16 protein-coding genes are annotated in these 20892 nt (G+C 58.8%); 6 read left to right on the top strand and 10 right to left on the bottom strand.

The window, feature by feature from the left end; all coding sequences use genetic code 11:
• The first annotated feature begins 13 nt into the window (after positions 1-13).
• Together prmA and I6L46_RS00640 are read left to right on the top strand one after the other, a co-directional pair.
• On the top strand, positions 14-892 hold the full coding sequence (gene prmA / locus I6L46_RS00645) for a 50S ribosomal protein L11 methyltransferase (protein WP_216977105.1): 879 nt from the start codon (positions 14-16) through the stop codon (positions 890-892).
• Positions 893-1055: 163 nt separating this feature from the next.
• Positions 1056-1610 (top strand): sugar O-acetyltransferase, encoded by a 555-nt coding sequence (locus tag I6L46_RS00640; RefSeq protein ID WP_216977103.1) that lies wholly within the window; start codon positions 1056-1058, stop codon positions 1608-1610.
• Positions 1611-1991: 381 nt separating this feature from the next.
• Here I6L46_RS00640 and I6L46_RS00635 read toward each other — a convergent pair whose 3' ends face one another.
• Together I6L46_RS00635 and I6L46_RS00630 are read right to left on the bottom strand one after the other, a co-directional pair.
• Complete coding sequence (locus I6L46_RS00635) at positions 1992-2540, bottom strand: NAD(P)H nitroreductase (RefSeq protein WP_216977101.1); 549 nt, start codon at positions 2538-2540, stop codon at positions 1992-1994.
• A gap of 115 nt (positions 2541-2655) precedes the next feature.
• Positions 2656-4683, bottom strand: a complete 2028-nt coding sequence (locus I6L46_RS00630) for an NADPH-dependent 2,4-dienoyl-CoA reductase (RefSeq protein WP_216977099.1) — start codon at positions 4681-4683, stop codon at positions 2656-2658.
• A 318-nt stretch (positions 4684-5001) separates the two neighbouring features.
• Between I6L46_RS00630 and sppA the strand changes: the two genes are divergently transcribed.
• Positions 5002-6846 carry a signal peptide peptidase SppA gene (gene sppA, locus I6L46_RS00625; RefSeq protein WP_216977097.1) on the top strand — a complete coding sequence of 615 codons (1845 nt, stop codon included), beginning with the start codon at positions 5002-5004 and terminating at the stop codon, positions 6844-6846.
• Between the two features lie 92 nt (positions 6847-6938).
• Here the strand turns inward: sppA and I6L46_RS00620 are convergent, their stop codons facing one another.
• From I6L46_RS00620 to I6L46_RS00585, 8 genes are all read right to left on the bottom strand, one after another.
• Positions 6939-7859 (bottom strand): L,D-transpeptidase family protein, encoded by a 921-nt coding sequence (locus I6L46_RS00620; RefSeq protein WP_005338927.1) that lies wholly within the window; start codon positions 7857-7859, stop codon positions 6939-6941.
• A 510-nt stretch (positions 7860-8369) separates the two neighbouring features.
• Positions 8370-9611, bottom strand: a complete 1242-nt coding sequence (locus I6L46_RS00615) for a lipopolysaccharide assembly protein LapB (protein ID WP_216977095.1) — start codon at positions 9609-9611, stop codon at positions 8370-8372.
• Positions 9612-9622: 11 nt separating this feature from the next.
• Positions 9623-10258 carry an energy transducer TonB gene (locus I6L46_RS00610; RefSeq protein ID WP_005343441.1) on the bottom strand — a complete coding sequence of 212 codons (636 nt, stop codon included), beginning with the start codon at positions 10256-10258 and terminating at the stop codon, positions 9623-9625.
• A gap of 16 nt (positions 10259-10274) precedes the next feature.
• On the bottom strand, positions 10275-10682 hold the full coding sequence (locus I6L46_RS00605) for a biopolymer transporter ExbD (RefSeq protein ID WP_216977093.1): 408 nt from the start codon (positions 10680-10682) through the stop codon (positions 10275-10277).
• 67 nt (positions 10683-10749) lie between these two features.
• Positions 10750-11277 (bottom strand): MotA/TolQ/ExbB proton channel family protein, encoded by a 528-nt coding sequence (locus I6L46_RS00600; protein WP_005338936.1) that lies wholly within the window; start codon positions 11275-11277, stop codon positions 10750-10752.
• Positions 11278-11287: 10 nt separating this feature from the next.
• Positions 11288-12661 (bottom strand): MotA/TolQ/ExbB proton channel family protein, encoded by a 1374-nt coding sequence (locus tag I6L46_RS00595; RefSeq protein ID WP_042054929.1) that lies wholly within the window; start codon positions 12659-12661, stop codon positions 11288-11290.
• A complete protein-coding gene (locus I6L46_RS00590; protein WP_005343435.1) occupies positions 12658-13422 on the bottom strand; it encodes a DUF3450 domain-containing protein in 765 nt (254 codons plus the stop codon). The genes I6L46_RS00595 and I6L46_RS00590 overlap by 4 nt, the downstream gene beginning before the upstream one ends.
• Before the next feature lie 108 nt (positions 13423-13530).
• Positions 13531-16086: a TonB-dependent receptor gene (locus tag I6L46_RS00585; protein ID WP_100646683.1), complete on the bottom strand. Its 2556-nt coding sequence runs from the start codon at positions 16084-16086 to the stop codon at positions 13531-13533.
• A 739-nt stretch (positions 16087-16825) separates the two neighbouring features.
• On the opposite strand from I6L46_RS00585, the gene I6L46_RS00580 reads away from it, so the two are divergent.
• The 3 genes from I6L46_RS00580 (at position 16826) to I6L46_RS00570 (ending at position 20864) form a co-directional block, all read left to right on the top strand.
• The gene (locus tag I6L46_RS00580) at positions 16826-17851 is read left to right on the top strand and encodes an ABC transporter permease subunit (protein ID WP_031227629.1); all 1026 of its coding nucleotides are present in this window, start codon (positions 16826-16828) and stop codon (positions 17849-17851) included.
• Positions 17852-17853: 2 nt separating this feature from the next.
• Positions 17854-18897, top strand: a complete 1044-nt coding sequence (locus tag I6L46_RS00575; RefSeq protein WP_013724081.1) for an ABC transporter permease — start codon at positions 17854-17856, stop codon at positions 18895-18897.
• 149 nt (positions 18898-19046) lie between these two features.
• Positions 19047-20864 (top strand): extracellular solute-binding protein, encoded by a 1818-nt coding sequence (locus I6L46_RS00570; protein WP_201938279.1) that lies wholly within the window; start codon positions 19047-19049, stop codon positions 20862-20864.
• Positions 20865-20892: the final 28 nt, after the last annotated feature.

Below are 20892 nucleotides of genomic sequence, written 5' to 3'. Positions count from 1 at the left end.
AAGAGTCGACGCCATGCCCTGGATACAAATTCGAATCAACGCCACTGCCAAGACCGCAGACAAGGTGAGCAACATGCTGCTGGGGCGTGGAGCCCAGGCGGTGACCTTTATGGATGCCAAGGATGTGCCCGTCTATGAACCCATGCCCGGTGAAACCCCGCTGTGGGGCGAGACCGAAGTGATGGGTCTGTTCGATGCCGAAACCGATCCGGCTCCCACCATCGCCTTCTTCCAGCAGATCTTCGGCGAAAATGTCGGCTACAAGGTCGAGCAGCTGGAAGACAAGGATTGGGTGCGCGAGTGGATGGATCACTTCCACCCCATGCAGTTTGGCGAGCGCCTCTGGATCTGCCCGAGCTGGCGCGACGTGCCGAACCCCGATGCGGTCAACGTCATGCTGGATCCGGGCCTGGCCTTCGGTACCGGAACCCACCCCACCACGGCACTTTGCCTGCAGTGGCTGGACGGGCTGGATCTGACCGGTAAAACCGTGGTCGATTTTGGTTGCGGCTCCGGCATTCTCGGCATCGCCGCCCTGAAACTGGGTGCCGCCCGCGTCATCGGCATCGACATCGACCCGCAGGCCATTCAGGCCAGCCGCGACAACGCCGCGCGCAACGGCGTCGCCGACCAGATTGAGCTCTATCTGCCAGCCGACCAGCCACAAGACGTCGAAGCGGACGTAGTGGTCGCCAATATCCTGGCCGGCCCGCTGCGCGAACTGGCTCCGCTGATCGCCGGCCACGGCAAAGCGGGCAGCCTGATGGCCCTCTCCGGCGTGCTGGAGAGCCAGGCCCCGGAGCTGGAAACTATCTACGGCCAGTGGTTCGAGATGGACCCGATCGCAGTCAAGGAGGAGTGGTGCCGCCTCTCCGGCCGCAAGCACGGCTAAACATAGCTCCCGCTCTCAAGGCGGAAAATCAGCATCTTTATCAAACAAGAGCACCCACGGGTGCTCTTGTTGTTTCTCCCCCTTTCCCACTCTGGGGGACGGTTCACGCTTCTCTGGCCAATGAGGGATTAACATCGTTCTTCCACATCATTGAGGCCCTGCCATGAACGAATACCAGAAGATGATCAGCAGCCAACCGTACAACTGCATGGCACCCGAGCTGGCCCAGTTGCGCCGGGAGGCGGCACGGCGCTATCGCCGTTTCAATCAGACGGAAGATGAGGCTGAGCAGCGGGCACTACTGGCGGAGCTGATTGGCGAACTGGCAGAGAATGCCTTTATCTGCCCGCCCCTCTACTGCACCTATGGCCGCCACATCCACCTGGGCAAGGACTCCTACATCAATATGGGGGCTACCCTGCTGGACAATGCCCCCATTCGCATCGGCGCCCATGTGATGATTGGGCCAAACGTGCAGATCTATACCGCAGCCCATGCGCTGGAGGCCGACGAACGGATTCAGGGAACAGAGACGGCGCTGCCGGTCACCATTGAAGACAAGGTCTGGATTGGGGGCGGCGCCATCTTGCTGCCCGGTGTAACCATAGGGCGAGAGGCGATCGTCGGCGCGGGTGCCGTAGTCACCAAAGATGTACCGGCCGGAGCTCGGGTAGTCGGCAGCCCGGCCCGGATCCTGCCAGCCAAAAACAGGGCATAAGGCTGCCAACCGGGTTGTATGCCGATATCGCCATCAGCTCACAACAGCCCCGACACCCCATAAAAAATAAAGCCCAATGTCACGAAGACGTTGGGCTGTTAAAAGGTGCTACGGAATTGCGACTCTCATCGCAGAAAAATTAGAAGGAGTGCCCTTCTAAACTGGCAGGGAGATATTAGCGAACACGCAAACGTTTTACATAGTGAAATACAACAGGATTGCGAGTTACATCGCACTATTTAAATAATTACCTGCTATGGCGTGCGAAGCCTCTTTGAGCCATTTATTTTCTCCAATTTCTCTGGTTACTATTCACGGTTAAACAGAAAAGCCCCGATTTCTCGAGGCTTTGCTTCTCTCAACCGCAACGTGGCCGAAAAGTCAGAAACGGCGGACAAACTCATCGAGCGGCAGCTCACGCAGTTTGCGTGCTTCCAGCATGGGAGTACCTAGATAGAGGAAACCCACCAGCTGATCCTCTGCCGCCAGTCCCAATCCCTTGTTGATCTGCTCGTCGAAGATAAACCAGCCGGAGCGCCAGATACCGTTGAAGCCCTGCGCCTGCGCCGCCATCTGCATCGCCATCAGGGCACACCCGGCAGAGAGCTCCTGCTCCAGTTTCGGCACCTTGGGGTGCTTCTGATAACGGGTTGCCACGGCGATGACCAAGGGCGCCCGCAGCGGCGCTTCGCTGCACTTCTTGATGCTCTCTTCATCTTCGCCACGGACACGGGCCGCCTCGGCCAGCAGCTTGCCCAGCCGCTCGCGCCCCTCCCCTTCAAACAGAATGAACTGCCAGGGAGTCAGGGTGCCGTGATCCGGCGCGCGCAGACCCGCCTTGAGGATATTGTCGAGCACCTCACCGCTCGGGGCGGGATCGGCGAGACGGCCACAGGAGTGGCGATTGAGCAACAGGGTGAGGGCATCCATGGGCAATTCCTTCTCTGGGGCAATGATGGCGCTACCTTAGCACAGCACCGAATGAAGAAAACCCCTGAGGCTCAGAGGTTTATCGCACTAAAAAGGGACAAGAGGGCACAGTTGGCTAGATGATCGCAGCCAGCTCGGCCCCTTGCCGGATAGCACGCTTGGCATCCAGCTCGGCAGCCACGTCGGCTCCGCCGATGATGTGCACCGGCTTGCCTGCCGCCTGCAACCCGGCCTGCAGTTCTTTAAGGGGCTCCTGCCCGGCGCAGACGATAACCTGATCCACCGGCAGACACTGCTTGGTCTCGCCCACCTGAATGTGCAAGCCCTCGTCATCGATCCCCAGATATTGCACCCCGGAGAGCATCTGCACCTTGCGGTTCTTGAGCACGGTACGGTGGATCCAGCCGGTGGTCTTGCCAAGTCCGTCACCCACCTTGCTCTCCTTGCGCTGGAGCAGCCAGATCTGGCGCTCGGGGGCGTCGATTTCAGGAGCCGTGAGGCCACCGCGCTCGCCAAGCTGTTTGTCGATGCCCCACTCCTTGAGCCAGTGATCACGGTGCCCATCGGCATCCATCTCCACCTTCTTCTCTACCAGATACTCAGCCACATCGAAACCGATGCCGCCAGCGCCGATCACCGCCACCTTCTGGCCGACCGGTTTGTGATCCCGCAATACATCGAGATAACTCATCACCTTGGGGTGTTCGATGCCCGGAATATTGGGGGTGCGCGGACGAATACCGGTAGCGAGGATCACCTCGTCAAAACCGCCGCCGAGCAGGCTCTCGGCACTCTGGCGCTGGCCCAGATAGAGCTCTACGCCGCACTTCTCCAGCCGTTTGGCGAAATAGCGCAGAGTCTCGTGAAACTCCTCCTTGCCCGGGATCTGCTTGGCGAAGTTGAACTGGCCGCCGATTTCGCTGGCCTGATCGAACAGGCTCACCTGATGACCGCGCTCGGCAGCGTAACAGGCAAACGCCAGCCCGGCCGGGCCCGCCCCCACCACCGCCAGCTTCTTGGGCTGGGGCACGCGGCCAAAGGTCAGCTCGGTCTCGAAACAGGCGCGGGGATTGACCAGACAGGAGGCGCGCTTCTGCTTGAACACATGGTCGAGGCAGGCCTGGTTGCAGGCGATGCAGGTGTTGATCTCGTCCGCCCGGTTCTCGGCCGCCTTGATGACAAACTCCGGGTCCGCCAGGAAAGGGCGTGCCATGGAGACCATATCCGCCTCACCCCCCGCCAGAATGCGCTCGGCCACCTCGGGGGTGTTAATCCGGTTGGTAGTGATAAGCGGCACCTTGAGGTGTTTTTTCAGCTCGGCAGTGACCCAGCTGAAGGCGCCGCGTGGCACGCTGGTGGCGATGGTGGGAATGCGCGCCTCGTGCCAACCGATACCGGTGTTGATCAGGGTCACCCCCACCGCTTCCAGCGCTTTGCCAAGGGCAATCACCTCTTCCAGGGTCGAACCCTGCTCCACCAGATCCAGCATGGAGAGGCGGAAGATAATGATGAAGTCGGAGCCGACCCGCTCGCGGATGGCGCGGACAATCTCCACCGGAAAGCGCATCCGGTTTTCGCTGCTGCCGCCCCAGCCGTCGGTGCGTTTGTTGGTACGCTCGCAAATGAACTGGTTGATGAGATAACCTTCCGAGCCCATCACCTCGACACCGTCATAACCGGCCGCCTTGGCCAGCGCTGCTGTAGCCGCGAAGTCGCGAATGGTGCCGCGGATCTGCCGCTCGCTCATGGCGCGTGGCTTGAACGGGGAGATGGGGGCCTTGAGGGCGCTCGGGGCCAGACTGAAGGGATGATAGGCGTAACGACCGGCATGGAGGATCTGCAGCGCTATCTTGCCCCCCTCCTGATGCACGGCGCTGGTCACCTTCTTGTGCTTGCTCACCTGCCAAGGGAAGCTCAGCTGAGAGCCGTGAGGCACCAGCCGACCGCGCAGGTTGGGGGCAATGCCGCCGGTGACGATAAGGCCAACACCACCACGGGCGCGCTCGGCATAAAAGGCAGCCAGCTTGTCAAAACCGCCCTTCTCCTCTTCGAGGCCGGTATGCATGGAGCCCATCAACACACGGTTGCGCAGCTGGGTAAAACCGAGGTCAAGGGGCGTCAGCAGATGGGGATAGCGACTCATGATGCCTTCCTCTTTAAGGCCAGGGTGCATGGAACAACGCCCAACACCCGGTTGCGCAGCTGGGTAAAACCAAGATCGAGCGGGATCAGCAGGGTCGGATAGCGGCTCACGATGCCTCCAGTTAATTTTTTGTTATCAAACTGAGGCTAGAGTAAAGAATCGAAAATTCTTTTTCAAACAAATGTTTGGACAATTTTTCAGCGAACAGCCGTGCCCTGAACGAAGATAGGCGGGATCCGCCAGTCGGAAATGGCAATTTCGCCCGCAACTGGTTAATAATGGCTCTTCTCTACCCATTAACAGGGCGATAACGCGACTATGTCTATTTTCAAAGGTCTGGGTTGGTTGTTCCGCAGCCTGTGGCGCCTGCTCAATTTCACCCGGCTGATGCTGGTCAATCTGCTGTTTCTCATCGTAGTGCTGGTCATCGTCTTCAGCGTCAGCCAGAAAGAGGCGCCCAAGGCGCCAATCGAAGGGGCGCTGACCCTCAATCTCAACGGCGTGCTGGTGGAGCAACGCTCCCAGACAGATCCCACCGTACAACTGCTGCGCCAGATGGACAGCAGCGACGAGCAGCCGAGCGAGATCGTCCTCTCCGACCTGCTGTGGGCCATCAAGAGTGCCAAGGATGACGAGCGCATCAAGGCGTTGGTGATCAAGCCGCAAGGGCTCCAGGGGGCCAACTTCACCAAACTGCAGGAGGTGGCGAGCGCCATCGACTCCTTCCGGGAGAGCGGCAAACCGGTGATCGCCATGGCCGACTTCTACACTCAGGGCCAGTACCTGCTGGCGGCCCACGCCGATCACGTGCTGCTCAACCAGAGCGGCGCCGTGGTGATCGAGGGGCTTGGGGTCTACCAGACCTACTTCAAGTCAGCGCTGGAGAAGCTCAATATCACCCCGCATGTATTCAAGGTCGGTACCTACAAATCCTTCGTCGAACCCTATACCCGCGACGAGATGTCCCCCGAGAGCAAAGAGGCGAACCAGCGCTGGCTGGATCAGCTGTGGCAATCCTATGTGGCTGATGTCGCCGAGCAGCGAGAGATCGAACCCGAGGCGGTCGCGCCGGGCAAGGATCGCTTCCTCGAGCTGCTGCGCAAGGCCGGTGGCAATGCCGCCAACTACGCCCTCGACAACGGTCTGGTGGATCAGCTGGCCACCCGCGACGAGATGACCCAGGCGGTCATTAAAGAGGTGGGTGAAGCGGACGACCACGGCTGGAAAGGGGTCGGCCTGAAAGAGTATCTGGCTGCCATTCCGGAACAATATCCCCAGAGCGGCAAGGATGAGGTGGGTCTGGTGGTCGCAAGCGGCGCCATCATGGATGGCGTCCAGCCTGCCGGAACCATAGGCGGTGATAGCCTATCCGACCTGCTGGCCGATGCTCGCCGCGATGACAAGGTCAAAGCCGTGGTCCTGCGGGTCGACAGCCCGGGCGGCAGCGCCTTCGCCGCCGAGCAGATCCGCGCCGAGCTGCTGGCCCTGAAACAGGCTGGCAAACCGGTAGTGGTCTCCATGGGCAGCTATGCCGCCTCCGGTGGCTACTGGATCTCCGCCGATGCGGACAAGATCTTCGCCTCCCCCACCACCCTCACCGGCTCCATCGGGGTATTCGGCATGTTCGCCACCATCGACAAGGCGTTGGCCCAGTTCGGCGTGCATACCGACGGGGTTGGCACCACAGATTACGTCGGCGTCGGCCCGACCCGCGCCCTGCCGGATCACGTCGGTCAGGCCATCCAGCTGAGCGTGGAAGATACCTACCAGCGCTTCATCGGTCTGGTGAGCAAGGGCCGCGGTCTGAGCCCGGAAGAGGCCGAGAAAGCGGCCGAAGGTCGGGTCTGGACTGGTGAGGATGCCAAGACCCTGGGGCTGGTGGACGAGTTCGGCAATCTGGATGACGCCATCAAGGCCGCCGCCGAACTAGCCAACCTCAAAGAGTGGCAGGTGACCCCCATCGAGCAGGAGGAGTCCACCAAGGACAAGTTCCTGCGCCAGCTGTTTGACAGCAGTGCCCAAGTGCTGGCCCCTCAGTTGCAAAGCTGGCTGCCAGCCGGCTTTGGCAAGGCTCTGGTGGAAGTGAACCGCAGTCTCGACCCGCTCACCCGCTTCAACGATCCGCAAGGCACCTACGCCTTCTGCCCGGTCTGCGTGCAGTGAGCAAGCGGTGACTCTCCCCATAAAAAACGGCGACCATCTGGTCGCCGTTTTCTTTATTCAGCCAGTGCGCGCGGCACCGCCAACTTGCTCAATCAGGGATTGAGGCGGGTCGGCATACCGGTACGCTGTTCCAGCACCTGCTTGACCACGTTGGAGTCAGACTCGGCGTGAGCAATGAAGCGGGTGATAGCCGGTGTCATCGGGAGCGGCACGGAGGCGGTGGAGTTGAACTCCTCCTCGGTGCGCGACAGCGGCTCGTGTACTTCCATGTAGCGACCGCCATCCGGCTCGACCGTGGTCTTGACCGGCTGGTTGACGAACTGGACGCGGGTGCCGACCGGCACGTTGTCGAACAGATACTTGATGTCGTCAGCGCGCAGACGCACGCAACCGCTGCTCACCCGCAGACCAATACCGAAGGTGGCATTGGTACCGTGAATGGCATAGAGGTTGCCGATATAGAGGGCGTGCAGACCCATGGGGTTATCCGGACCGGCTGGCCATACTGCTGGCAGGGTCTTGCCCTGGGCGGCATAGCGGCGACGGATGTTCTCGGTCGGGGTCCAGGTCGGGTTGGCGCGCTTGCGCTCTACCTTGGTGATCCAGTTCTCCGGGGTGTTTACCCCCAGCTGACCGATGCCGATGGGCAGCACTTCCACCACGTTCTTCCCTTTCGGGTAGTAGTAGAGACGCATCTCGGCAACGTTGATGACGATCCCTTCGCGGGGCGCGTTGGGCAGGATCAGCTGGTGGGGGATGATCAGGGTGCTACCCGCCTTCGGCAGATAGGGATCAACGCCCGGGTTGGCTTCCATGATGTTGGTCAGACCCAGCTGGAAGTCAGCAGCGATCTGCTCCAGCGGACGGTTGTCCGCAGGCACCACGTATTCCTGGTTTTCACCGATCAGGCGGCTGTTGGCCGCAGGCAGACGGTACTCGACGGCGGCAGCCTGCTGGCTGACCAGCGCAAAAGTGCATAAAAGGGCCGAAGCGGCAGTGCGAAGGGGATTCATAAAATTCCTGTGTGGTTTCCTGTACCAAATGGGCCGGAGGCCGTCTCATCCTCGGTCTGCCGGTGGCGGGTCAACCTGCCCCACGACGCCAATAACCGAGCGCGCATTCTTTCCTGAGTCGGCCAAAATTTCAACTTCCATATGTTGCTTTTCTTGTTAAAAGTAGCCGTTTTCGATGTGACGCTTATCAACAGGGCAAAAGCCACACTGGCAAATCGCAGCAAAGAGAAAGATCAATGGCACTGCCCGCCTGTCAGCGAGCCACCCGAGCCCCGTCAACCACAGCGCAGCGCCACCTTGTGTCACGGTTGCAGCCCTAGCTAAAACGTTTGTCACATCCGGGGAGATAGACCAATGTCGAGGGAGGCTCTGTATTGGCATGAAGAGGGATAAAACCGTGCGTCGGCCACCCGCCGGTGCTGGCTGCCACCATAAAAAAACCGCTCCGAAGAGCGGTTAATGGAGCCACCAGGCAACCATAAAAGGGACTACAGGTAGTTGTCATTGGAATTACTGGACGGCTGCCTCTCCGGTGCCACTCTGCTCTTTGAGGAAGCTGATCCACGGAGATGCCCGACCGCTGACGTTGCCATTCTGAGCTGCCTGGGTGAAGGCGTTGAGGGCCTCCTTCGGCTTTTGTTGCTCAAAATAGGCGACACCGGTCAGGAACTTGAGATCCGCCCGCTGTTCACCATTGGCATTGGCGGCTGGTTTGGCGGCCAGCGCCACCAGATCCTGATAGCGTTTGCTCTGGATCATCATGCGCGCCATTTTCAGCTGCAGATCGGCGCTCGGGGCCAGCTGATAGGATTTGGCCAGGGTGTCGATGGCCGGATCCAGCTCCTTGGCCTGATGCCAGTAGTTGGCCAGGGTTTTGTAGTTGCTGGCGCTCTGCTCAATCACCCCATCCTTCATCCCCTTCTCCATCACCCGTGCGGCGCGATGGGGAATGCCGGTGAAGGCGAGGTAGTTGGCGAGGCGCTGCAGCTCGGCGGCCTCGGTCAGCATGCCGAGGTTGTAAGCCGACTCCAGCGCTGCCAGCGCCTTGGCATCGTTGCCTGCCTGCATATGCATGGCCGACAGCTGGGTCCAGTACTTCTTCTTCTCCGGGAACATGTTGACCAGAGAGGTCAGCACCTCGGTCGCCGGTTTGTACTGTTTCAGCTCGTAGTGAGCCCCCATCTTCAGCAGATACCAGGACTCCGGCGCTTTACCTGCCGACAGCTTGATCGCCTGATCCACCGCCGGGATCGCGTCACGGTACTGCTTGAGCTGCACGTGGGCGTTGGCCAGCGTGATATAGGCATGGGAGTTGGGCTTGTCATCCTTGCCCTGGTTGGCAAACCACTCCTTCATGGTCTTGATCGACCCCTGATAATTGCCCTCCGCCATATAGAGCTGGGCCAGGTTGTAGCGCACCTGCTGGGCCACCGGTGGCGGCAGGCCGCCTGTCGCGATGGCATCGGCAAAGTACTTGGTTGCCTGACCGTATTTCTCCTGCTGAGCAGCTACGAAACCGAGCGTCTGCAATATGACCCCCTTGTCGTAGACCCGCTCGCCCGCGCCGGAGAGCGCGTCTTGCAGCTTGGAATTGGCCTCACCGTATTTCTTCTCGGTGATCAGCTCCTGCGCCTTGTTGACCGCCCGATAGGCCCGATCCGACAGGGCCGGCTGCTCGGCGGCCCAACTGGCGGTGCTGAGCAGCACCGCCATGGCGACCGGGGCGAGGATCATCTTGTGTAACTTGTTCATCGCCACCTTCCTTAGTTGACCGCAAACTCGATCTCTTGCTGCATACGGCTCGCCTGCGGCTTGCCATCCACCATGGCCGGTTTGAACGTCCACTTGGCGATGGTTTTGCGCGCCTCTTTGCCGAGGTCATAACTGCGCGGCTCTTCCTTGACGATCCGCACGTTGCTGACGGTGCCGCGCTCGGTGACGGTGAACTCCACCAGCACCTTGCCGGAGGCCAACCCCGCCAGTGCCGCCTTGCGGGGCATCATGGGCTCGAATGTTGCCAGCGGAATGGCACCATTGTTACCACCGACTCCGCCACCACCGCCGCCGGTGCTGTAAGCACCCAGCGCGTTGCCACCACCGATATTGACCGGGATGTCGAGCTTGGGCATGTCCATCGGCGCGCTCTCCATCTTCGGCCGATCCGTGCTGGCCACTTCCATCTCGGGAGGCGGCGGCGGACGCTTGGGCGGCGGCGGTTTGGGCAGCTCCCGCTGTTTCTCTTGCAGGGTCTCCTGGGGCTTGAGGCGGATGAAATCGGTCATGGTGACGTCATCCTTCTCCACCAGCTCCCGGTGATCCGGTGTGATCAGCTTGTTCATTCCCAGAAACAGAAAGAACACCACCACACAGGAGACCGCCAACGATATCAGGTATCTCATAGGTCTCTCTCCGGCATCAGCTGCTCTTGTCTGCCGCGATGGAGATGCTCTGGACACCGGCCATGCGGATCTGATCCATGACCTGCACCACCAGACCGGAACGGGATTCGTTATCGGCCTGGATCACCACGGCGCTCTCCGGGTTTTCGGCCCGCAGCCGCTCGATGTTGGCGCGTACCGCCCCCACCTCGACCACCCGCTTGTCGACCCAGACCTGACCGTTTTCGCGCACCGCGACCATGATATTGCCCTTCTTCACCGTCTCGGCCGTGCTGGCACTGGGACGGTTGATCTCGACACCGGACTCCTTGACGAAGGAGGTGGTGACGATGAAGAAGATCAGCATGATGAACACTATGTCCAGCATGGGGGTCAAATCGATAGCCGCCTCGTCAGCACCGCTGTCGCTGTAACGTTTTCTCATAGCAGAAACTCCTTGCTTGTTCTGTGCCCCCGGCAGGCCATGCCTCGCCGGGGGTATGCATCCTGCATCAACCGTGTTTCAGGTTGTCTTCCAGCTTTTGCACCGCCAGTTTGGCCTTGTGATCGAGCTGGTTGACAAAAAACAGGCCGGAAAGGGCGGCGATCATGCCCGCCATGGTCGGTACCGTTGCCTTGGAGATCCCCGATGCCATCGCCCGCGGCGAACCGGTGCCGGTGATGGCCAAAGTGTCAAACACCTGCACCATCCCCACCACGGTGCCGAGCAACCCCATCAACGGGCAAAGAGCAATCAGCACCTTGATGACCGGCATCCCCTTGTCCACCGCCATGGCGACCCGTGAGACCAGCTCGCGCCGGATCTGCTTGGCAGACCAGGAGAGATGATCGGTGCGGGCCAGCCAGGTGGCCTTGGTCTGCTTCACCTGCTTGGGGTAAACCGCCATGAAGTAGAACCAGCGCTCCAGCAACAGGGCCCACATCATCAGGGTCAGGAAGAACAGGGCGACCAGTACATCGCCCCCCAATCCCAAAAACCGGCGGACCGACTCGACTTCTTCAATCAACCAGAACCACATGGGTGACTCCTTACGCTGCGGCTTTGGAGGCGTGCAGACGTTCCTGATAACGGGCAACGAAACCGGCGCTCTGCTCTTCCAGCACCTGGATCAGACGACGGCTCTGGGTCTGCACAATGGTGTAGAGGAACAGCATGGGCACCGCGACGACCAGACCCTGCATGGTGGTCACCAGCGCCTCGGAGATACCGCCCGCCATCAGCTTGGGATCGCCGGTACCGAACAGGGTGATGGCCTGGAAGGTGGCGATCATCCCCACAACGGTACCGAGCAGGCCCAGCAGTGGTGCGACGGAGGCGATCAGCTTGATGATGCTGATGCCCTTCTCGAACTTGGGCACGTTGCGCAGGATAATCTCGTCGAGCTTGGACTCCAGATCCTCGATGTTGTCACCGCGATGGTTCTGGTAGGCCCCCAGCATGTCACCAATGGGGTTGCCCTTGATGATCTGATCAGATTTCAGCTGCTTGCGCATGGACGAGCCGATCAGCGACAGCCGGATACCGCAGAAGATGGCCAGCAGGGTACCGATGACCCCCAATGCCAGGATCACATAACCCACGGAACCACCCTGATCGATCCGCTCCTTGAGAGTCGGTGACTGCACCAGCAGGGAGAGGATCACGCCGCGAGACGGGTCGATAAAGATGGGTTTGACCCCGTCACCACCCTGTTCAAACTCGGCGATGGGAGCCAGCACGCTCTTCTCCGGTTGACGGGAGAGCTGCTCGAACTTGCCGGTCTCCGGCACGAAGGTGAGGTACTTGCCTTCGGAAACAGTGTTGAACTCGCCGATCTGGGTGACGGTCTTCTCAGCCTGGTTGCCTTCGCCGTAGACCACGGTCGCCGGGATCTGGCTCACCTTGCCACCATCCACCATGCGGCTGAGGGTGGTGGTCCAGAACGCTTCCAGATCATCGCTGGAGGGGAGCTCTTTACTCTCGGCCAGACGGGTCAACAGGGCGGATTGCTCCGGATGCTCGACCCGACGGGCGGAGGCATTGAAGATCCCCTTGAACTCACCGGCGAACTGACGCAGCACACCAAACATCTCGCCCATGTTGCCGGAACGCTGGCGCAGGGTTTCAGTCAGCTCGGTCAGCTGCTTGTCATTGGCATCAAAGGTCGCCTTGAGCTGCTCGCCCTTGGCGGTTTCGGCAGCCAGCTCGGCCTTGGCCTTGGCCAGCAGCGCCCCCTGCTCGTTCTTGTCAGCCAGGAAGCGGGCTTCCCGCTCCTTGTTGAGTTGGGATTCGCTCAGGCTGGAGGCCTTGACCTGGTTCAGCAGCGCATTGAGATCCACCGGTTTTTCGGCGGCGGTCACCGGCAGGGTGACTAGGGTTGCTCCCGCAATCAGGGAGGCAATAGCAAGTTTGATTCCTTTCATGATGCTTTCTCCGCAGTTTGAACCGGCAGCTTGATCAGCGCGGGAGGCGCCTGCTTCTTGGCGATGCGAAGGCCCTGTTCAACCGCACTGCGATACTCCTGGGGCAACTCTTCCCACTGGCGAGTCTTCTTGTTCCACATCCCGGTCTCATTGCCATCCGGGGATTGATAGAGCAGCGCGATGCGACCAACGCGCAGGAACTCGTAGGTCTTCTCGCTGCCATCCTTGTCCAGGCTCGCCTTGTAGGATTCGATGGTGCGGCTGAAGCCCTCCTCGATCTGGTAGGCCTCCAGGATCTTGCGGTACTTCTCGGAGATGGTGACATCGGCACGGTTCATCAGGTCGGTCAGGGCTGCTACGCGGTCCTCGCGCTCGACCTTCTGGAACGGCAGATCCAGCGCCACAAACTGCTCGAGGGAGTCGATCATCTTGAGCATCAGGGGGACAACTTCGGTGCTGGTCTGATCAATCTGGGCGATCTGCTTTTGCATCGACGCCAGCTCGGCACTCTGGGACTCGACCATCTTGCTCACCTGCTCGTTGTAGGTGCGCAGACTGTCGACCTGACGCAGGGCTGCCTTGTACTGGGCCAGTGCGGATTCGGCAGATTCGGCATAGCTGTCGATCTTCTGCTGGGAAACTTTGGATGCGTTGTCGGTGGCGGCTTGAGCGTCCACGGCCTGACCGGCAGTGGCGGCACTCAGATTGAAGCTGGTCAACAAGGCGGCCGAAACCAGGCTGCCAAGGAGCGCTTTCTTCATTGTAATGGTCCTTGTCTTCATAGGATTACCCTATCTCCGTAACTTCCTTGGACGTTGGGCACAGCCGGCCCGACCGGGCCGGCTGAGGTTGTATATCAACAGGGTTGATTAGAACTTCTGGGTGTAGTCGATGTAGTAGACGCGACCGTCGATGCCGTAGAGGTATTCATCGTAAGTGAAACCATCGTTGGACAGGGAAGGCCCGCGGTTGAACATGTTCTTCACGCCGGTCTGGATCTTGGCATTCCAGCTGGTATCGACCGCGACGTTCAGGTTCCAGATGGTGTTGGAAGCAATATGGCCCTCTTCCTTGTCATCCACATAGTCCTGGCTCTGGGAGTCGATATAGTTGGTGCTCAGGTAGGTATCCAGATTCCACAGCTGCGGGAAGTTGGCACCGATCCCGGAGTTGAAGCGGAAGTCGGGTTTGCCATTCCAGCCCTTCTTGTCGACCATTGGGCCACCAGCAAACAGACCTTCCTCATATTTCAGGATGTAGCTGCTGCCAAAGTCGTAACGCAGGGTGAAGGAGTTGAAGTCGTACTTGTAGTCCGCCTTGAAGTCGATACCACTGGTCTTAAGCTGCCCCAGGTTGACCATGCCGGCATAGACCTTCTCTACATCGCCGTTGGCATCACGGATGACGTTCGGGTTGCTGCCGGTATTGAGCTCCTGATAGAACTGGGTCTGGGTGGTAGCCAGCTGGATCACGTCATCAATCTTGATGTAGTAGTAATCGAGCGACAGGTTCAGGTTGTCCAGCGGGTTGTAAGCAGCACCGATGGTAAAGGTGTCAGCCGTCTCTTCCTTCAGGTTCTTGTTGGATTGACGTGTTGTCTCGTACTGCGCTTCGGAACAGTTGGCAATGCCATTGGCCTGGCAGTAGACATAGTCCTTGGCAAAGTCCGCTGACTGGGCATCAGCCGCGTAGAGATCGTTCAGACCCGGCGCGCGGAAAGACTGGGACCAGGAGGTACGGAACATCAGCTGGTCGAGCGGTTGATAACGCAGACTCGCTTTGGGCGAGAAGGCGCTGCCAAAATCGCTGTACTTGTCATAACGACCCGCCAGGTTCAGTTCGATCTGCTCGGTGATGGGGATCAGGCTCTCGATGTAGGTGGCAAACACATCGCGTACACCACCACCGGAGTTACCGGATGAACCCAGTACGTTACCCGCTTCGGACTGGCTGTCATAGGTATCGGAGTAAACCCAATCGTTATACTCGGCCCCAAGATACCAGCTGACCGGGCCAGCGGGCAGTTCGCCCATATCCCAACCTACACCGCCGTACCACTGGAAGAAGTCCATCTTGGAATTGCGGCTGGTGGTATAGGAGAGATCCTTGGTCGCCGCATCAGAGAAGCTGCCATTAACAAACTTGCCGGTATTGACCTGAGTTTCCACAGCGGGAGCCAAGACATAACCATTGCCGGTGCTCTGGTTATCTGTTTTGGAATACATGTAACCAGCATTCCATTCCAGATCGCCTACTGCTTCGGTCGGCACCACCCCTTCAAAACCCAGGTTCAGGGTACCGGTCAAGTCAGTCACATCGTTGTCACGGGGACCGACGTTGTTGAAGCGGTAGTAAACGGTCGCAGCCTTGGCGGTGCTGAAGTTGTTGGCAGACAGAACTGCTGCGCTTTCAGGGGTGGAACCATCTACGGTGAAGGCACCGGCAGCTGGCGCGAAACGACCAAAACTGGTGACGCGAGAACCAATCATCTGTGGCACGAAATCCACATTGTCGTTGATATGGTAGCGACCGTTGAGGTAGACGGTGTCGCGGGTACGAGAGGCAGTCTTGGCAGCGACCTGGGCAAAGTCGAAGCGGCAAGCCGTGCCCTTGGTGACGAAACCGGTGCCGGTACCTTCACAGTCAACTCCCTTCAGGGTACGGGTAACCGTCTTGCCGGTAGTGGCATCCACTCCCTTGATATTGCGGCCATAGAGACTCGGAGCAGTTGCCCCCTCTTTCGCCAGATAGTCGCGATCCTTGTAATAGATCTCGTCTTTCACATCGTGCTCGTAGACCATCATCAGGGAGCCTTTCTCACCCGAGATGCCGCTAACGATGGAGCCACTCTGCTCGTCACCACCCTCTTCGGTCGGTGAACCAATACGTCCCTGGAAAGTCAGCCCTTCGAAACCCTCTTTGAGGATCACGTTGATAACGCCGCCGATGGCATCAGAGCCATACAGGGCGGAGCCACCATCCAGGTTCACTTCCACCCGCTCAACCGCCGCCATGGGGATGGTGTTGAGGTTGATGGCAGTGCCGCCCATGGAGGGAGAACCGGCGATACGCTTGCCATTAAGCAGCACCAGCGTGCGATCTTCACCAAGACCGCGCAGCCCTACTGTGGCTTGTGACTGGGCAGAACTACCGGAGGATGGGGAGAAACCACCGAAGGAGTTGTAGGAGGCCTGTTTCAGATAATCGGCCACAGTCTGCTGACCAGACTGTTCAATTTGGGCCTTGCTGACAGAGACAACCGGAGTTGCCCCCTCAACATCAACACGGGAGATACGGGAGCCAGTGACTTTGATTTTCTGCAGTTTTTCGACGTTCTGCCCTTCTTCGGCAGATACGGATGGGGCCGCCGCAAGGCTCGCCAAGGCGAACGCAATCGCAGCAGAGATTCTGCTCTTCCTAAGCATCGCTTATATCCTTCCTGGTTGTTTATTGTTTGCTTCCTGATACCGCCCTCTTTGGAGCGATGTGTAAGGCTTATCAATCTTTGACTAGCGACGTCAATGGCGCAGGGGTGTGGCGAGGTCAGGCGTAGAATAAGCGAAGTGTATTAATTTTGACCGACATAATTAGTGAATAATTCTGCCAAAAACAACCCGCGCAATGTAAAAACATTGTTAAATGGCGTAAATGGCGCTGAATTAAAATTTGATGAACTTATTAGTTAACGTGCTGTCCGTTTATATCTTATTTTGATTTATCGGCCTTAATAAGAATAAAACACTAACTTCATGAGGGTTGAACCTGACCGCTCCCATGGGGATAACAGTTAAAATCGTCGAGATGATATCGTTTTCCTTCAATTTCACCACCCAAACAAAAACATTGCAAATCAACAACTTAAAAACACTAAAAACTCAAACAAACAGCTGTTTATATTTTTTAAAATAATGTTGAGTAGTAGCGTTTTGTTTTGATTTTCACTTTTCAGATAAAAAACGTCATTTTTCGGTGCTTTTGGTCTCAGCGGGTCATTTGTCCCAGTTTTCCATTTCCTTGTACTTGATTTTTGTTGCAGAGCTTTTACAGTGGCCAAGCGGATTGTCTGCTGTTTGGCAACCAATCCAGCGCGTAATGCCAGGAAGGACAGGCCCGTCACCGGATTTGACTGGCCGCAAAAAAGAACAACAAGGACGAGGTTCCACCATGCTGTCGTATTTCCTACGCCGGATGCTTTTGATCATCCCGACGTTTCTCGGTATCACCCTGCTCGTCTTCACCATCACCCGTTTCGTGCCGGGCGGTCCGGTCGAACGCATGCTGCTGCAAGCCCAGGTTTCCCAGAATGAATCCGGCCGCTCCAGTGGCAGCAAGGGGGCGCAGGCCCTCTCCGATGAACAGATCGAGGAGCTCAAGGCCTTCTATGGGCTCGACAAGCCCATGCTGGTCGCCTACTGGGAGTGGCTGCAGAAGCTGGCGGTGCTGGATCTGGGCGAATCGACCCGCTACTACGAGCCGGTGTGGGATCTCATCAAGGAGCGGCTCCCCGTTACCGCCTTCTTCGGACTGGCAACCTTTCTGCTGAGCTATGCGGTCTCCATTCCGCTCGGAGTGGCCAAGGCGCTCAGGCACAACAGCCGCTTCGACTCGTTAAGCTCCATGCTTATCTACATGGCCTATGCCCTGCCCGCCTACGTGGTGGGGATCTTCCTCATCACCGTCTTCGCCTTCCATCTGGAGTGGCTGCCGATGGGCGGTTTTCCGGGAGACGACTTTGAATACATGGAGAGCAGCTGGGATCAGATCCGCACTGTCTTTGCCCACGCCCTGCTGCCGCTTATCGCCTACGCCATCGGTGATTTCGCCATCCTCACCATGACTATGAAAAACAGCCTGATGGAGAACCTGTCGGCCGATTATGTGCGTACCGCCGTGGCCAAGGGACTGCCGTTTCGCAAGGCGGTCACCGACCACGCCATGCGCAACAGCCTGATCCCCATCGCCAGCCACCTGGGGTCTGTGCTCACCGTTTTCTTTGGCGGCTCCTTCCTCATCGAGACCATCTTCAACATCGACGGCATAGGCCTGCTCGGTTACGAGGCTATCGTCGAGCGGGATTACCCCACCGTCATGGGTATTCTGGCTATCACCTCCATGCTGATGCTGATAGGCAATATCGTCTCCGATATCTGCGTTGCCCTCGTTGATCCGCGCGTGCGGTTTGGAGACTGACCATGAAGCTCAATCCGGTTACCTTGAAAAAACTCAAGCGCTTCAAGTCGATCAAGCGCGGTTACTACTCCTTCATCATCTTCACCACCCTGGTGCTGCTCTCCCTGCTGGCGGAGCTGCTGGTCAACAGCCGGGCACTGATGGTGAGCTATCAGGGACAGTTGCACTTCCCCACCTATGGCGATGTGATCCCCGGCCAGCAGTTCGGGCTCGATTACGAGTACGAAACCAACTACCGCCAGCTCAAGGCCAAGTTTGCCGCAGAGGGGCAGGGCGACTGGGTACTGCTGCCGCCGGTACCCTGGAACCCCTACGAGCAGGATTTCAAGGAGGATGCCTACCCGCCTTACGCCCCCAGCGCAGCCGAGCGCCACTTCCTCGGTACCGACACCAGCGGCCGCGACGTACTGGCGCGACTGGTTTACGGCTTTCGCATCGCCATCGGCTTTGCCTTTATCGCGCTGGCGGCCAGTTACGCCATCGGGGTCACCATCGGCTGTCTCATGGGCTTTCTCGGCGGCCGCTTTGATCTCATCCTGCAACGCTTTATCGAGATCTGGTCCCAGGTGCCGTTTCTCTACGTCATCATGATCCTGGTGTCGCTGGCCAAGCCCAACTTCGGCCTGTTTGTCGCCATCAACGTGCTGTTCGGCTGGATGGGGATCACCTGGTATATGCGTACCCTCACCTACAAGGAGCGGGCGCGGGACTATGTGATGGCGGCGCGGGCGCAAGGGGCGACCACCGGGCGGATCATCTTCAACCACATCCTGCCCAACACCCTGATGATGATCGTCACCCTGGCGCCGTTCGCCGTGGTGGGCAATATCTCGACCCTGACGGCACTCGACTATCTGGGCTTCGGGCTGGCACCACCAACCCCGAGCTGGGGGGAGCTGCTCTCCCAGGGCATCAACAATCTGGATGCCATCTGGATCGTCAGCTCGGTGGTGGCCGCGGTGAGTCTGGTACTGATCATGGTCTCCTTTATCGGTGAGGCGATCCGCGAGGCGTTCGATCCACGCAAATTTACCCGTTACCAATAAGCCAGCCGATGCCAGCGCATCGGCTGGCGCCGGGTAACGAACAGTGATTAATGAAGGACGGGCCGCCGCCATCGGCGGTCCCGGGAGCAAGGGATAATCCCGTTATCAATCAAGACCCCCAGTGCAGGGGCCAGACCTGGAAGTCAAACATGAAAAATAAAATCAAATGGATAGGTGCTCTCTTTGTGCTGGTAAACGGATCCTGGGTCTGGGCGGCCAGCCTGCCCGCGGATCTCAAATGGGAGACCAACGACACGGATCCTGTGTTCGCCTCCCCCAAGGCGCTGCCGGGCGGCAGCCTCAATATGTTTGTGGAGAGCTTTCCGCTGACGTTTCGCACCGTGGGGCCTGACTCCAACGGATCGTTCCGCTCCTTTATTCTCGATAACCAGTTGCGGCTCATCAGCTTCCACCCCAATACCGGCAACCCCATCCCCTCGCTCGCGACCCACTGGGCCATCGCGCCAGACAGCCAGACCGTCTACTTCAAGCTGGATCCCCGCGCCAAATGGTCGGATGGCAAGCCGGTCAATGCTGACGACTACACCTTCGGCTACGAGATGATGCGCTCCAAACACATCAAGGGGCCCTGGTTCAACAACTACTACACCACTGAAGTGGTCGCGGTAGAGAAGATCGATGATCACACCATTATGGTCAAAGCGGGCAACCGCAAGGCCAAGATGGACCTGCTCAACACTACCGAGCTGTGGCCCCAGCCCAGGCACTACTACAAGCTGACCCCCAACTGGGTGAAGCAGTACAACTGGGCCGTGGTGCCCACCACTGGTCCCTACGTGATCAGCGACGTCAAGAAGGGCAAGTCGGTCACCTTCAGCAAGCAGAAGGATTGGTGGGCAAAGGATGATCGCTACAACCAGCACAGATTCAACATCGACACCATCAAGGTGCAGGTGATCCGCGACCACAACATCGCCTTCCGCCACTTCCTGAAAGGGGAGATCGATACCTTCGAGATGATCCTGCCCAACTGGTGGCATGAAAAAGCGGTCACCCCGGAGTACAAAAAAGGCTACGTGCAGAAGGTAATGGCCATGACCGATACCAAACAGGGCGGTCAGGGGGTTCACCTCAATGTGGCCAACCCCAAGCTGGCGGACGTGAACGTGCGCCTCGGCATCCAGCACGCCTTCAACATCGACAAGATGATCGAGACCGTGCTGCGCGGCGACTATGACAGAGCCACCACCTTTGACTCGGGCTTTGGCGAGTTCACTGACATCACGCTACCGGAGCGGGCTTATGACATTGGCAAGGCGCGGGAGTACTTTGCCAAGGGCGGCTACAACAAGCCGGGGCCTGACGGCATCCTGCAAAATGAGAAGGGTGAGCGGCTGACGCTGGCGCTCACCTACACCAGTCAGGAGCACTCCAAGCGGCTGACCGTGCTGAAAGAGGAGGCCAAGAAGGCGGGTCTCGATCTGGAGCTTAACCTAGTGGATGGCGCCACCGGCTTCAAGGTGATGCTGGAGAAGAAACACGAAGCGGCCTGGCTCGGTTGGGGCGGCGGCGGTCTCTATCCGCAATATTGGGAGTTTTTCCACTCCGCCAACGCCAACAAACCGCAGACCAACAACCTGTTCAACGTGGCTGACAAGGAGCTGGACGCGCTGATCGATGCCTACAACGTCGAATTCGACATGGCCAAACGAGCCAAGCTCTCCCAGCAGATCCAGCAGCGCATCTATGATCTCGCCATCTTCGTACCCGGGGTGCAGCTCAACTATGTGCGGGCCAGCAGCTGGCGTTATGTGATGCTGCCGGAGGTGCCTGCCACCAAGAACACGCCGGATCTGCTCTACTGGCCGATGGACGGTTATCCTCACAGTAGTGGCGGTCTGCTCTGGCTCGATCCCAAGGTGAAGGAAGAGACCCGCAACGCCAAGGAGGCAGGGGAGGCGCTGGCGCCCATCAACCTGCTCGACAAGACCTATGCACGTCATTGATATTCAGGCCATTGCGAAGGGAGCAGCC

Origin of the sequence: Aeromonas sp. FDAARGOS 1416 (genome assembly GCF_019048085.1) — a bacterium.
In the GTDB taxonomy this organism is placed as follows: Bacteria; Pseudomonadota; Gammaproteobacteria; order Enterobacterales; family Aeromonadaceae; genus Aeromonas; species Aeromonas veronii.
The sequence above is the reverse complement of the archived record's forward strand: the minus strand, read 5'-3'. Positions and strand labels throughout refer to the sequence as shown.